Origin of the sequence: Cetobacterium sp. 2A (genome assembly GCF_014250685.1) — a bacterium.
GTDB lineage: Bacteria > Fusobacteriota > Fusobacteriia > Fusobacteriales > Fusobacteriaceae > Cetobacterium.
In genome coordinates, this window is sequence record NZ_JACFAJ010000009.1 from 24,312 (window position 1) to 37,640 (window position 13,329).

At 29.7% G+C, this 13,329-nt stretch carries 13 protein-coding genes and 1 riboswitch; all 13 genes read right to left on the reverse strand.

Features of this window, described 5'->3' with window-relative positions:
* Nucleotides 1-2 precede the first annotated feature (2 nt).
* The 13 genes from H3N56_RS10570 to H3N56_RS10630 all read right to left on the reverse strand — a co-directional run bounded on the left by H3N56_RS10570 (nt 3) and on the right by H3N56_RS10630 (nt 13,110).
* A complete protein-coding gene (locus H3N56_RS10570) occupies nt 3-686 on the reverse strand; it encodes a hypothetical protein (protein WP_185881165.1) in 684 nt (227 codons plus the stop codon).
* Complete coding sequence (locus H3N56_RS10575) at nt 676-1,398, reverse strand: ParA family protein (protein WP_185881166.1); 723 nt, start codon at nt 1,396-1,398, stop codon at nt 676-678. Before H3N56_RS10575 ends, H3N56_RS10570 begins: the two co-directional genes overlap by 11 nt.
* A gap of 119 nt (nt 1,399-1,517) precedes the next feature.
* On the reverse strand, nt 1,518-1,940 hold the full coding sequence (locus H3N56_RS10580) for a DUF1971 domain-containing protein (RefSeq protein WP_185881167.1): 423 nt from the start codon (nt 1,938-1,940) through the stop codon (nt 1,518-1,520).
* Between the two features lie 30 nt (nt 1,941-1,970).
* Nucleotides 1,971-2,426, reverse strand: coding sequence for a hypothetical protein (locus H3N56_RS10585; RefSeq protein ID WP_185881168.1), 456 nt, complete (start codon nt 2,424-2,426; stop codon nt 1,971-1,973).
* 95 nt (nt 2,427-2,521) lie between these two features.
* Nucleotides 2,522-3,910 carry a sodium:alanine symporter family protein gene (locus tag H3N56_RS10590; protein WP_185881169.1) on the reverse strand — a complete coding sequence of 463 codons (1,389 nt, stop codon included), beginning with the start codon at nt 3,908-3,910 and terminating at the stop codon, nt 2,522-2,524.
* A gap of 123 nt (nt 3,911-4,033) precedes the next feature.
* Nucleotides 4,034-4,134, reverse strand: a riboswitch (glycine riboswitch).
* A gap of 347 nt (nt 4,135-4,481) precedes the next feature.
* Complete coding sequence (gene nox / locus H3N56_RS10595; protein WP_185881170.1) at nt 4,482-5,816, reverse strand: H2O-forming NADH oxidase; 1,335 nt, start codon at nt 5,814-5,816, stop codon at nt 4,482-4,484.
* An 85-nt stretch (nt 5,817-5,901) separates the two neighbouring features.
* Nucleotides 5,902-7,305, reverse strand: coding sequence for a sodium:alanine symporter family protein (locus tag H3N56_RS10600; RefSeq protein WP_185881171.1), 1,404 nt, complete (start codon nt 7,303-7,305; stop codon nt 5,902-5,904).
* A 179-nt stretch (nt 7,306-7,484) separates the two neighbouring features.
* On the reverse strand, nt 7,485-8,372 hold the full coding sequence (rbsB, locus tag H3N56_RS10605) for a ribose ABC transporter substrate-binding protein RbsB (RefSeq protein ID WP_185881172.1): 888 nt from the start codon (nt 8,370-8,372) through the stop codon (nt 7,485-7,487).
* Nucleotides 8,373-8,404: 32 nt separating this feature from the next.
* Nucleotides 8,405-9,331 (reverse strand): ribose ABC transporter permease, encoded by a 927-nt coding sequence (gene rbsC / locus H3N56_RS10610; RefSeq protein ID WP_185881173.1) that lies wholly within the window; start codon nt 9,329-9,331, stop codon nt 8,405-8,407.
* On the reverse strand, nt 9,331-10,821 hold the full coding sequence (gene rbsA, locus H3N56_RS10615) for a ribose ABC transporter ATP-binding protein RbsA (protein ID WP_185881174.1): 1,491 nt from the start codon (nt 10,819-10,821) through the stop codon (nt 9,331-9,333). Before rbsA ends, rbsC begins: the two co-directional genes overlap by 1 nt.
* A 17-nt stretch (nt 10,822-10,838) precedes the next feature.
* Nucleotides 10,839-11,246, reverse strand: a complete 408-nt coding sequence (gene rbsD, locus H3N56_RS10620; RefSeq protein WP_185881175.1) for a D-ribose pyranase — start codon at nt 11,244-11,246, stop codon at nt 10,839-10,841.
* The gene (gene rbsK, locus H3N56_RS10625) at nt 11,246-12,160 is read right to left on the reverse strand and encodes a ribokinase (protein ID WP_185881176.1); all 915 of its coding nucleotides are present in this window, start codon (nt 12,158-12,160) and stop codon (nt 11,246-11,248) included. Before rbsK ends, rbsD begins: the two co-directional genes overlap by 1 nt.
* 5 nt (nt 12,161-12,165) lie before the next feature.
* The gene (locus H3N56_RS10630; RefSeq protein ID WP_185881177.1) at nt 12,166-13,110 is read right to left on the reverse strand and encodes a LacI family DNA-binding transcriptional regulator; all 945 of its coding nucleotides are present in this window, start codon (nt 13,108-13,110) and stop codon (nt 12,166-12,168) included.
* Nucleotides 13,111-13,329: the final 219 nt, after the last annotated feature.

The following is a 13,329-nucleotide window of genomic DNA, read 5'->3' on the forward strand; positions in this document are numbered from 1 at the left end:
TTTTATTTTATTTCATTAAATTTAGAGCTCTTTAAAATTTCAATCTCTTTTAACCTTAAATACTCTAATTTGTTCATTAATACTTCAATTTCTGCTCTAATAATTTTAAGAGTTTTTTCTTGTTCATCAGCCGAAAATACTTCAATTACTTGAGCTTCTTCTATATCATTATCAACTTTTTTAATCGTTCGGTCACCGAACGATTCCTTATTCAAAGTCCTTACAGCCTCTAAAGGTTTATTTGATTTTATAGCTTCTTTTATTTTATCTTTAGTTACAATATCTTTAATTTTAGATATTTCAAACAATGCTTTTTCTGGAATATCAAAAATTTTGCTATCTTCAAATTCTAAAAATAATTCGTTTCTTTTTATACACATGTAGACAAATGTCTTTTTGAAACCTAAAGCTTCAAACCATTTTGTAAAGGTTCCAGTTTTATTTGATGATAATGTCTTCTGAGCTTCTGAAAATATTTTAGATAACTCTATGTTATTTTTTATAATCTCTTTTCCATGAAAGATTACTTGTTCTTCATATTTAATTAATTTGTCTTTTTCAACATCTGTTATTTCAAAATTTGAGTAATCTATTATTGATTTGTAACTACTTATAATCTCTTCTTTTTGAATATTAAATTTTTCATTTAATTTATTAACTAATCTAGAATTAACTTTATTTTTCATTAACTATCACCTGTGCAACATCAAGAAGTATCTCTTGAAATTCTTCTACTTTTTTAGAAGAACTTTCCCAAATAGTCTTTCCATTGTGAGTCATCTCTCCAATTATTGCAGATTGATTTATAGGTCTTGAAAAATAAATAGAGTTTCCTTTTAAGAAATCATTTAAAATATTTTTCCAAAAATTTTCCGCTTTTGTTTTAGTATATTTATTTGGAATAATTGCTTTTATTTTCTTGATATCAACTTCGTTTGAAAGATTTAAAATCCCTTTACAAGATGCAGTATCTAAGATAGTAGGAATTATAATATAGTCTGCTAGTTTTACAAAATCTTCATCTATATTTAATACCGGTACTGAGTCAACAAGAATAAAATCATATTCATTTTTTAATTGTTCCAATGTAGTTTTCAGTTTTTCCCTAAAATTTTTAGAAAAATTATTTGTCACAAGAGGAATATAATATAAATTATCTCTAAGCCTTATAATATCTCCTGTTCCTTTTATAACTAAATCTTCCAATCCTGTTGTTATTTCTAAATCTATTCCAGCATACAATAGTATATTATTTTGACTATCAGATGTTAAAGTTAAAATTTTATGATTTTTTCCAGGTGATTTTTCAATCATTGATAGTACATGAGCTAACTGAAGAGTTATCCAACTCTTTCCAACTCCACCTTTATTATTTTTTATAGTTATAACTTTTCCCATCGTCCCCTCCATTACCTTATAATTAAATTATACGTAATTTTAGATATAAAATCAATGAGAATTTAAATGACCTAAGCTTCTTGAAAAAGAAAACTTAGGTCATTTTTTTTATTAAAAACTTATTTTAATTCGTTGTCTTTAATTTTTTGGTTAATTTCTTGTTCTATAACTTCTGAGTCTGAAGCCTCAATTATGGGAGTTAAAATAGGCGGAGCAACTTCATTTGTTGAACATCCACATCCGCATGAGCTAGAAGAACAGCATCCACTATCTGGAAATTCGTAAAATTCAACCTTGAAATTTACTGGTCCAGTTAAAATAACTTTATGTAATCTTTCTGGTTGAATTAATAATGGAGTATTTGCATCCACTACCAAAACTTCATTTGTATCTATCCACATAAAATTTAAACTTCCATTTTCAACAACAACATATCCCCATTTTCCTTTTGGTACTGAATGCTCCTTTAGTAAATCAGGAAAAATATTTTTTTCATTCATAAGAGGTGTTGATCCAATTTTAGTTCCATCCTTAATGTTCATTCTAAAACCATCTCCTTTATTAATACATTTTTACTTGGTAATAATTTCAACATAGGGAAAATTTGTTTCTAGATTCACACATTCTAACTCTGTATCGCAATTATCTAAATATACTTTCCCGTTATTTTCAAAAAGAAAAATTGGAACTTCTTTCACTAATAACATAGCTTTAAAAAAAGAGTCTACTTCTTCACCAAATAATGTTTTTTTAAAAAATATATTTTCAGAATACTTTATATTTCCATCTAAAAATAATATCTCTATCATTTTTTCATCTGTTATGTTATTTAAAGTTTGTGAGAAAAATGCTCTTCTAATTATATTTCCATTATTTTCTTTCATCCAAAATTCAACTTTTTTTTCTATAACACTTTTTAAATTTTCTGTTGAATTTTTTAGTTCAATAAATTTATTTTTTTCAGTATTCTTTATTTTTATAATCGCATTCGAAGAAAAGTATTTTTCTATTAATTCAATTTTTTTCATATTAATCCTCTCTCCCTTCCATAAAATAAAGAAGTCTCTTCCTAAAAATATATCTATTTTTTATGATATACAAGAAACCTTATAAAAATCATTTTTTATACTAAATATTTTTCTTTAAAAAAAGATAAGTTTTTCTCGTCTTTTATTCCTTCGTACTCATTCATTGTATTTTTAACTAAACTACTAAGAGCAACAAGAGCTATTAAATTTGGAAAAACCATGAGACCATTGAATAAGTCAGATAGTTCCCACACTAAGTTAACTTTCATTGTTGATCCCACAACTATTAAAATCATTACCAAAACTCTATAAATATTAATACTTCTTTCTCCTTTAAAAAGATATCTTACATTTGACTCTCCAAAGAAATACCATCCAATAATTGTAGAAAAAGCGAAGAATAATAAGCAAATTGCAACAAATCCCTTTCCAAATACTCCTAAAGTTGTTTCAAAAGCTCCCTGTGTTAATACAATTCCTGTCCCTATTTCTGGAGATACTTTTGAACTCATAATTACTAAAGCTGTACATGTTAATACTATGAATGTATCTATAAATACAGTTACTATAGCAACTATACCTTGTTCAGCGGGATGGTTAACTTTTGCTATAGCGTGAGCATGAGGTGTAGATCCCATTCCTGATTCATTTGAAAATAATCCTCTTGCAACTCCATATCTTACTGACTTTTTAATTGATACACCTATAGCTCCTCCAACAACAGCTTTTGGCGAAAAAGCTTCAACAAATATTGATTGTATCGCTGGTAAAACATCTTTATAATTTAAAATAAGTACTATTACACATGCTACTATATATAATCCAGCCATTATTGGAACTATTTTTTCGGTAACAGAGGCTATTCTTTTTACTCCACCAAAAAAAACAAATCCACTAAGAACCGCAACCATTAAACCAATTAATACAGGAGATGCTCCAAAAGCATTTTCAAATGCTGCAGCTATGGAGTTTGCTTGAACAGCATTTCCCATAAAACCAAGAGCTAATATACAGGCTACTGAAAAAAATACTGCTAAAAACTTTGAAAATTTATTATTTCCTAATCCTTTATGTATATAATAAGCCGGTCCTCCCGTTACATTCCCATCCAATCTAGTTTTAAATAGCTGTCCTAGAACAGCCTCAGCATAAATTGTTGCCATTCCAAAGAATGCACTTACCCACATCCAAAATATAGCCCCTGGTCCTCCTGCAGCAATTGCTGTTGCGGCTCCCGCCAGATTACCTGTTCCAACTTGTGCAGCAATTGCTGTTGCTAAAGATTGAAACGAAGACATTCCATTTTCATCTGCTGCGGCTCCATTTAATTTTATTCCACCTGTTACCTTTTTTATACCCTCTTTAAATTTTCGTACTTGTATGAAATTTAGCTTGAATGTAAAATAAATACCAGTTCCTAAAAGTAGGCCAATCATTAGACTTCCCCAAAGAATTTCATTTACAGCTGATACGATTTGATGCATAGATACCACTCCCTTTTAAAATTAATTGAATAAAAAAAGAAGGTATATAAAATATACCTTCTGGAAATTAAAAAAGAGAATTACACAAAAAAGAGTATTTAAAAATACCCAGTTTTATAACTGTATAATTCCTCTGTCCTTTTACCTGAGAGTTTAGTCCAAGTGTATATATACACTTAGTTTTGCTCCTTCGGTGCTCATTGAGTCTCTCCAGAGGCTCGTCCAATATAGGTCCTTTGTACCTGAAAGATTTACTTCTTCGGTGGTTACCTTAATAACTCTCTCCCTATACCTTCATCCGATTTGTTTTTATTCAATTTTATTGTTCTAGATTATACATCTAAAGAATCTTAATGTCAATAAAATATTATTATTAAAAAGGAAAAAATAAATCATTCCAAAATAAGATATTAATAAGTTATCAAATTTAAAGGTGGTATTCTAATGAAAAGTTGGTTTAATGATCTTTCACCAGTTATAAAGATTGGATTAGCTATCATTGCAATAATTATAATTATTGTTGTTTTAATTTAAAAAAGAGAGACAATAATTGTCTCTCTCAAATAACTTTTTATTTAGCAGATAATGCTGCCATCGTTATGTAATTGTATGGTTGGTTGAAATGAGGTAAGAAAAATATATCTAATAATTTCAATTTATCAATCGTAACTTTTTCTTCGATTGCAAGAGAAAACATATGAATACCCATTGATATATCCTGCTTAGAAGCAATCTGAGCCCCAAGAACTCTTCTTGTATCTAAATCATAAACTATTCTAATTGTAACTTTATAGTTATCATGTTCTATAAATCCAGGTTTTTGGAAATCAGTATATGTTGTTTCAGCTGCATTAAATCCAAGCTTAATAGCTTTTTCAAATGTAAGACCGGTTGAAACCATATTAAGTCCAAATATTGAAATTCCATTTGACCCTTGTACTCCAACACTCTCAAGATGAGTCCCACACGCATTATTAGCAGCTATAATTCCTGAACGTACTGCGTTCGTTGCCAATGCTATATAGTTAGTAGCTTGTATTGAGTTATCATAGACAGTTGCACAATCTCCTATAGCATAAACATTATCTCTACTTGTTTTTTGTGTTAAATCAACTTCATAAGCTCCATTTTTAAATAATTTTAAATCGTCTTTTCCAAGGCAAGTGTTAGGTTTAAAACCAACTGCTAAAATAACCATATCAGCTTTATAGGTATGTTTATCAGTTACAACCTCTTCAACTTTAGTTTTACCTTTTAATTCCAGAACTTTCTCTCCAAAATTAACATTTATTCCATTATCTATAAGATTTTGTGTCATCATACCTCTAAATAATTTATCATAATATCCAGTAAGACAACTATCACTCAAATCGACAAGCTCCACATTTTTTCCACAACGTTTGAAAGCTTCAGCCAATTCAACACCAATATATCCAGCTCCTACTACTACTATATTTTCAATCTCTTTATTTTCAAGTTTTTTAATAACTTCTTCTGCATTTTGATAAAGTTTGACAAACTGAACATTCTCTAAATCTTTTCCAGGGATATTCATTTCTATAGGAAGAGAACCAGTTGAAAGAATAAGTTTATCATAAGATTCATTTATAATTTCTCCATTTTTATCTCTAGCAGATACAATCTGGTTATCAAAATCTATATGAAAAACATCAGTTTCCATATGGATTTTTGCTCCTTTGCATTTTAGTTTTTCTTCAGAGGAATAAAACAAGCCATCAGGTCCTGATATCTGTTTCCCAATCCAAAGTGCCATACCACAACCTAAAAAACTAATATTTGAATTTTTATCAAAAACTACTACATTTTCATCATGATAATTATCTAAAATTGTATTTATTGCAGCTGTTCCTGCATGGTTTGCCCCAACGACAACTATTTTACTCATATATATTCCTCCTTAGAACTAAATAGCAAAACTAATCTCTACAATAATACTATAATTTTTTTCAAATATCAAATTTTTTTATAAATTATTTTGTTTCCCAGCATTCAATTTTTTCAGAATATGGTAATTCTATACTTTCTCTGTGGAATGAAGGCTCTAATCCTTGTCTCTTTTGATCTAAATAATGCTCTAACGCATCGAAGGCAACTTTTCCAAGAAGAACTATAGCAATCAGATTTAAAATCGCCATAAGACCCATAAATAAATCAGCCATATTCCAAATTAGTACCATTTCACCAACAGATCCAAATACTACCATTCCAATTACTGTCACTCTATATATATGTAACCAAATTTTTTCTTTTGTTAAAAACTCTATATTAGTTTCACCATAATAATAGTTTCCAATTATTGAACTGAAGGCAAAAAGTAAAATACATATAGCTATAAATGTATTTCCCCAATTTCCTACCTGTGAACTTAAAGCTGCTTGAGTAAGTTGGATTCCAGTTAATCCTTCCATTTGATGTGCACCTGAAACTAAAACCATAAATGCAGTACAAGAACAAATTAAAATTGTATCTGTAAATACTCCTAAAGTTTGTATAAATCCTTGTTTAACTGGATGAGTTGTCTCAGCTGTTGCTGCCGCATTAGGAGCACTTCCCATTCCAGCCTCGTTAGAAAATAATCCTCTTTTTACACCTGTCATAATAGCAGCTCCAAGTCCTCCACCAACTATTTGTCTAAATCCAAAAGCATGGCTCATGATATCTCCAAATACTTGTGGAACTAAATGAATATTTTTTACTACTACAAATAAAGATATAAATATATATGCCATAGCCATTATTGGAACCACAATTCCACTAAAATTAGCTATTCTTTTTACTCCACCAAAAATTATAATTGCTGTGAATACTCCAAGAGCTATCCCTGTAGAAGTTCTATCAATTCCAAACGCTCCTTCAAATGCTAAAGAAATAGTATTTGACTGAACAGAATTAAATATAAGTCCAAATGCTATTGTTATAAGAATTGAGAAAACAACACCCATCCATTTTTTATTTAATGCTTTTTCCATATAATAAGCTGGTCCACCTCTATATGAATCTCCATCTTTTATTTTGTAAACTTGTGCCAACGTACTTTCAACAAAACTTGATGCTCCCCCTATAATTGCTATTAGCCACATCCAAAAAACTGCCCCCGGTCCTCCTGATGCAATAGCTATAGCAACACCTGCTAAGTTTCCAGTTCCAACTCTTGAAGCTGTACTTATACAAAATGCCTGAAATGATGAGACTCCTTTACCTTTGTTTTTTGCTCCTTCCCCAAGCAATTGAAACATATGAGGCATGTGAACAAGTTGAGCAAATTTAGTCTTTAAACTAAAATAAAGACCAATAGACAGAAGCATTGCAATTAGTATATACCCCCATATAATGTCATTCGTTCCATTAACTACTGTGTTTAATAAAACTGTCATTTTATCCCCCTTTTTTAAATTTTTATAAAAAAAAGATCTAAGTTAAATACCAATAAATTTAGTAAGCACTCAGACCTTTATTTTTCTATTCATTAGCTTTATTTTCTTCGTAATTTTTTAATATTTTATCATAATTTATTTTCTTTGTAAATTTTTTTATCATGATGAAAATTTATAAACTACTTAGTTATTAACTCAAGTTCTACTGGAACATTATTTGGAACAGTTTCTTTATTCATTATTTTACCTGCTATTTCTACTCCTTTAGCACCAATATCAGAAGGCTTTTGAGCAACTGTTGCAGCCATTTTTCCTTCTTTAACAGCCTTTACAGCATCTTCAGTGGCATCAAATCCAACTATTATAACATTCGATTTCCCTGCTGCTTCTAAAGCTCTTACAGCTCCTAAAGCCATCTCATCATTATGTGCAAAAACAGCATTAACTTCAGGTTGAGCTTGAAGTATATTTTCCATAACTGTAAGACCTTTAGTTCTATCGAAATCTGCTGCTTGTCTCGCAACAATATCTAGCTTTCCTTTTGCTGCCTCATTGAATCCATTTCCTCTATCTCTTGCTGCTGTTGTTCCAGGAATTCCTTCTAATTCAACAACTTTTCCTTTTCCATTTAACTGGCTTACTATAAATTCTCCAGCCATTTTTCCTCCAGCCACATTATCAGAAGCTATATGTGAAACAACTTTTCCACCGTTAGCTCCTCTATCAAGTGTTACAACTGGAACTTTACTTCTATTTGCAGCTTTTACCGCTGAAACAACTGCATCTGAATCAGTTGGATTTATTAAAAGTACATCTATTCCTTTAACCAATAAATCTTCAACATTTCCTAATTCTTTTGACGGATCATTTTGAGAATCTAAAACAACAATCTCATATCCTAATTCTTTTGCCTTATTAACTGCTCCTTCTTTTAAAGTAACAAAGAAAGGATTATCTTGTGTTGAAACAACAAGACCTACTTTAGTTGCAGCTTCAACTATATTGCCAACTGAGAACATTCCTAAGGTTACCACTGTTAATGCTAAAAACTTAAATTGCTTTTTCATTAAAAATCACTCCTTTTATGTTAGTTACAAATTTATTTATGAGACTTCTTATCTATTAATACAGCAACTAATATTACTGCAGCTTTTATCATCATTTGATAATATGAAGAAACATCCAATAAATTAAGAGCGTTCCCCAAAACTCCAATAATTACCGCACCTAAAGCAGTTCCAGTAATTCTTCCGTATCCTCCAGATAAAGATGTCCCACCCAGTACAACAGCGGCGATTGCATCCAATTCATATCCTGATCCAGCTGTAGGCTGAGCTGAACCTAATCTAGAAGTCACAACAATTCCAGCTAATGCTGAAAGTAATCCACATACTCCATAAACCATAGTTTTAAATTTAGCCGTATTTATTCCAGAAAGTTTTGTAGCTTCTTCATTTCCACCTATTGCATAGATATATCTTCCAAATTTCGTATGGTTTAATAAGTAATATCCTCCAACGAATAAAAGAATCATAATATAAATTGGAATTGGTACATTAAATAAATAACCCCCACCAATATTATCAAATAAATCTCCACCATTTCTAACAGGAATTGGCTTTCCATCTGTAAATACTAAAGTAGCTCCTCTTAATAAAGTCATCGTAACCAAAGTTACTATAAACGGTTGTAATTTTGCAACAGATATTAAAAATCCGTTGAATAATCCAAATACTAATCCCATTAAAAGAGCTATTATTATAGCTATAACGGGCGTAACACCCATTGATATCAAACTAGCACAAAAAGCTCCTGTTAAAGCTAATATTGATCCTACAGATAAGTCTATTCCACCTGTTAAAATAACTAAAGTCATTCCAATAGCTATTACAGAGTTAACTGAAGTTTGTCTAAGAACATTCAACAGGTTATTTATAGATAAGAATCTAGGATTTAATATAGAAACTATAATTGAAAATATAATTAATCCTATTAGAGGTTTATTATTCCATATTTTTTTTATCATTATTTCACTCCTACTGCATATCTCATTATTTTTTCTTGAGTTGCATCATTAAAATTAAGTTCTCCTGTGATACTATTTTCATGTAATACAATTATTCTATCACTTAATCCCATTACTTCGGGCATTTCAGAGGAAATCATAATAATACTCATTCCTTTCTTCTTCAAATCATTTATAACATCATAAATTTCTTTTTTAGCTCCAACATCTACTCCTCTAGTTGGTTCATCTAAAATTAAAATTTTAGGATTAGTCATTAGTGCTTTGGCAATTGCTACTTTTTGCTGATTACCACCACTAAGATTTTTTATTATTTGATCATCAGAAGGAGTTTTTATTCTAAATTTTTCAATATATTCCTTTACAGATAACTTTTCTTTATTTTTATTTAAACCAAATAAAGTCGAGAAGAAATCTAAAGATGAAAGCGTCATATTATCTTTAACACTCAGCCCTAAAACCAATCCGTCTCCCTTTCTATCTTCTGAAACATATGCAATACCAGCTTTAACTCCATCTTCTGGCGATTTTATATTCTGAAGCTTCCCATCGATATAAATATTCCCTGATTGCTTTTTATAGTATCCATAAATTGTCTTTACAAGTTCACTTCTTCCAGCTCCCATAAGGCCTGCTATTCCAAGGATTTCTCCTTTTTTAATATCAAAACTTGCGTCTTTAACATACCCTCCGCAAAGATTCTCTACTTTTAAAACTGTTTCTCCTGCTTCAACAATAACCCTTGGGAATTGTTCTGTTAATGTTCTTCCTACCATCTTTTCTATTATATAATTTTCATCTATTTTATTTACTTCTGATTCAGATATAAACTTCCCATCTCTCATAATAGTAATATCATCACAAATTTGTGGAATTTCCTTTAATCTATGAGAAATATATACAATAGACTTTCCTTCACTTACTAAACCTTTTATAACTTTAAATAAACTCTCTGTTTCTTTATCTGTAAGAGCATCAGTTGGTTCATCCATAACTATTACTTTTGCATTTTGAGAAAGAGCTTTAGCAATTTCTATCATCTGCATTTTACCAATAGTTAAATTTTTCACTAAAGATTTTTCATCATCAGCTACGTTAAGCAAATCTAAAATTTCTCTAGCTTCTTCATGCATCACATTCCAATCAATTTTTCCAAGATTGTTTGTTTTTTCTCTTCCAAGAAAAATATTTTCTGTGATACTTAAATATGGAATAAGATTCAGTTCTTGATGTATAATTGCAATACCCGCATCTTGAGAGTCTTTAGACCCTTTAAAAGCTATATCTTTACCTTTATATTTTATAACTCCAGAATCTTTGGAATATATTCCTGTCATTATTTTCATAAGAGTTGATTTTCCGGCTCCGTTTTCACCCATTAAAGCCATAACTCTTCCTCTATAAATATTTAAAGATGCTCCATCTAAAGCTTTAACTCCTGGAAATGTTTTTACAATATCTTTCATCTCTAAAACTATTTCTTTTTTCATTGACACTCCTTGTACTTTTAGAATACTACACCTGATTTTAAAATTATATTTGCATAAGGAGTACATTCTCCTGTTCTTACAATAGCTTCACTTTCTTTAGTTATCAGCTTAAAGTTTTCATGAGATACCCAAGTTATTTTAGGATTCATATTATAAGAAGCAAATAGATCTAAAATTTCTTTTAGAATTTTAGGATTTACAGTAGAAATTTCTTCTGCTAAAACTATCTCCTCAACCATCATTTCACTCAATACTGAATCTAAAGTTTTTATAAATTCAGGATATCCTTTTTCTATTGCTAAATCAATTCTCTTAACATCTTTAGGAATTGGAAGCCCCGCATCACATACAGTTATATGAGATGTATGACCAATTTTTGCTATTTCATAAGATATTTCGCTATTTAATAGTCTTCCTTTTTTCATTATTTGTCTCCTCCAAAATTTAAAACTTCATCAAGAGTTGGTAAAGAAGTTTGAGCTCCTCTTCTTGTAACTGATATTGCTGCCACTGTTGTTCCTCTTTTTATAGATTCTTCCAAACTAAGACCATTAGATAATCCGTTAACAAGTCCTCCTATAAAACTATCTCCAGCCGCAGTTGTATCGATGGCTTTAACCTTAAAAGCAGGGAAAATCTTTTTTTCAGTTTTACTTATATACATGCAACCTTTACTTCCCAATGTAACTATAAGACCTTTTACACCCATATCCAGTAAGATATTCGCAGCTTTCACTACAGATTCTTCAGTATCTGTATTCACTCCAGTTAATATTTCAAGTTCTGTTTCGTTAGGAATAATAAAATCTGAATTTGATATTATTTCTTGATCCAATTTAACTGCAGGTGCTGGATTTAAAATAGTTGTTTTTCCCAATTCCTTAGCTACTTTTAATGTATATTTTACTGTTTCCATAGGAATTTCTAACTGTGTAACTACTATGTCTGAATCTTCTATTATATTTATATGGTCCTTAATATATTGAGTGTCTACAGAAAAATTCGCTCCAGGAACTACTAAAATTCTATTCTGACCATTATCTTCTACGATTATTTTAGCTATCCCAGTTGAACAATTTGCCTTTTCAATATTAGATATATCCACGCCGTCATTTTTCATAGAATTTAATAAAGTTTCGCCCATTGAATCTTTTCCGACTTTTCCTAACATTGTTACAGAACTTTTTAATTTTCCCATTGTAACTGCTTGATTAGCCCCTTTACCACCAGGTATCTGTAAAAATTCCTTTCCTAATAGAGTTTCTCCCTCTCTCGGTGCTCTTTCACAAATTGTTACTAAATCCATATTTATACTTCCAACAACAACAATTTTTTTCATTTATTTCATCCTCTCATAACAGGTTCTATATAGATTCTGTCTTTCGTTTTATTTTTTAGTATTTCAAAGACTTCCTTCCCCATTTCTTCCAGTGGAATATTACACGAAAGTACATTATAATTTAAAATATTTAATATATCTAATGATTCAAAACAAGCTAATCTTAAATGTTTATTTTTTTCTGTTAATAATTTTAAAACTCCAACAAGCATTACGTTATTACAAGCAAATATAGCTGTCGAATTAGTTTCTAAAATTTTACAAGCAGCATTATATCCACTATCCAGTGTAAAATCACCTATATAAATATTTTTAGAGTTAATATCTAATCCAATTTCACGATGAGCCTTTTCATAGCCTTTCAAACGATCCTTTGCTGTTTTTAAATTTAAATCTCCAGTTATTATTGCAATATCTTTATGTCCTTCAGTTATTAGTTTTTTTGTAATATCATATGCTCCTTTAATATTATCAATAAAAACACCTGGCATGTCACTATCTTCAAGTTCTCTATCTAAAAGTACACAAGGAATATGAAATCTTTCTAAAGTATCTAGTGGATTTTTTACATATTTACTTTTCATCAAAATTGCTACCACACCACTAACTCTCTGTTCTAATATTTTTTTTATAGATGCTTCTTCTATACACAAATCTTCAGATGTATTATATAAAGTTATTCCGTATCCAACTTTATAAAAATATTTACAAATTATATTGATAAGATCTGCAAAGAATGGATTACTTATATTGGGTACTAATACCGCTATTGTTTTATTATTTTGATTTGATAAATTTCTAGCTATTGCATTTGGAGTGTACATCGTTTCATCCATGAGATCTTGAACTTTTTTACGAGTTTCAAAACTCACATTCTTGTGTTTATTAAGAACTCTAGAGACTGTAGCAACAGATAATCCAAGTTCTTTTGCAATATCTTTAATAGTCATTTTCAATTACCTCTTTAATCTTTCGGTTGTAACCGTTTACAATAAAATTATAGCGTACACTTTTTTCAAAGTCAACAGTTAAATTATTATTTTTTTGCCAAGTTAACCTTTAATTTTATTGTTAATTTTTATTTTTATCTGATAAAGTTTTAAATGTTTTAAAATAAAACGCATTATAAGTAAACACATATAAAAATATCATTTTTATGAAACACTTGA

What these genes read in the sequence shown, in the direction of transcription:
- H3N56_RS10585 (WP_185881168.1), bottom strand. Translation starts at nt 2,426, where the DNA reads ATGAAAAAAATTGAATTAATAGAAAAATACTTTTCTTCGAATGCGATT.
- H3N56_RS10570 (WP_185881165.1), bottom strand. Translation starts at nt 686, where the DNA reads ATGAAAAATAAAGTTAATTCTAGATTAGTTAATAAATTAAATGAAAAA.
- H3N56_RS10630 (WP_185881177.1), bottom strand. Translation starts at nt 13,110, where the DNA reads ATGACTATTAAAGATATTGCAAAAGAACTTGGATTATCTGTTGCTACA.
- H3N56_RS10590 (WP_185881169.1), bottom strand. Translation starts at nt 3,910, where the DNA reads ATGCATCAAATCGTATCAGCTGTAAATGAAATTCTTTGGGGAAGTCTA.
- H3N56_RS10575 (WP_185881166.1), bottom strand. Translation starts at nt 1,398, where the DNA reads ATGGGAAAAGTTATAACTATAAAAAATAATAAAGGTGGAGTTGGAAAG.
- rbsB (WP_185881172.1), bottom strand. Translation starts at nt 8,372, where the DNA reads ATGAAAAAGCAATTTAAGTTTTTAGCATTAACAGTGGTAACCTTAGGA.
- rbsK (WP_185881176.1), bottom strand. Translation starts at nt 12,160, where the DNA reads ATGAAAAAAATTGTTGTTGTTGGAAGTATAAATATGGATTTAGTAACA.
- rbsD (WP_185881175.1), bottom strand. Translation starts at nt 11,246, where the DNA reads ATGAAAAAAGGAAGACTATTAAATAGCGAAATATCTTATGAAATAGCA.
- H3N56_RS10600 (WP_185881171.1), bottom strand. Translation starts at nt 7,305, where the DNA reads ATGACAGTTTTATTAAACACAGTAGTTAATGGAACGAATGACATTATA.
- H3N56_RS10580 (WP_185881167.1), bottom strand. Translation starts at nt 1,940, where the DNA reads ATGAACATTAAGGATGGAACTAAAATTGGATCAACACCTCTTATGAAT.
- rbsA (WP_185881174.1), bottom strand. Translation starts at nt 10,821, where the DNA reads ATGAAAAAAGAAATAGTTTTAGAGATGAAAGATATTGTAAAAACATTT.
- rbsC (WP_185881173.1), bottom strand. Translation starts at nt 9,331, where the DNA reads ATGATAAAAAAAATATGGAATAATAAACCTCTAATAGGATTAATTATA.
- nox (WP_185881170.1), bottom strand. Translation starts at nt 5,816, where the DNA reads ATGAGTAAAATAGTTGTCGTTGGGGCAAACCATGCAGGAACAGCTGCA.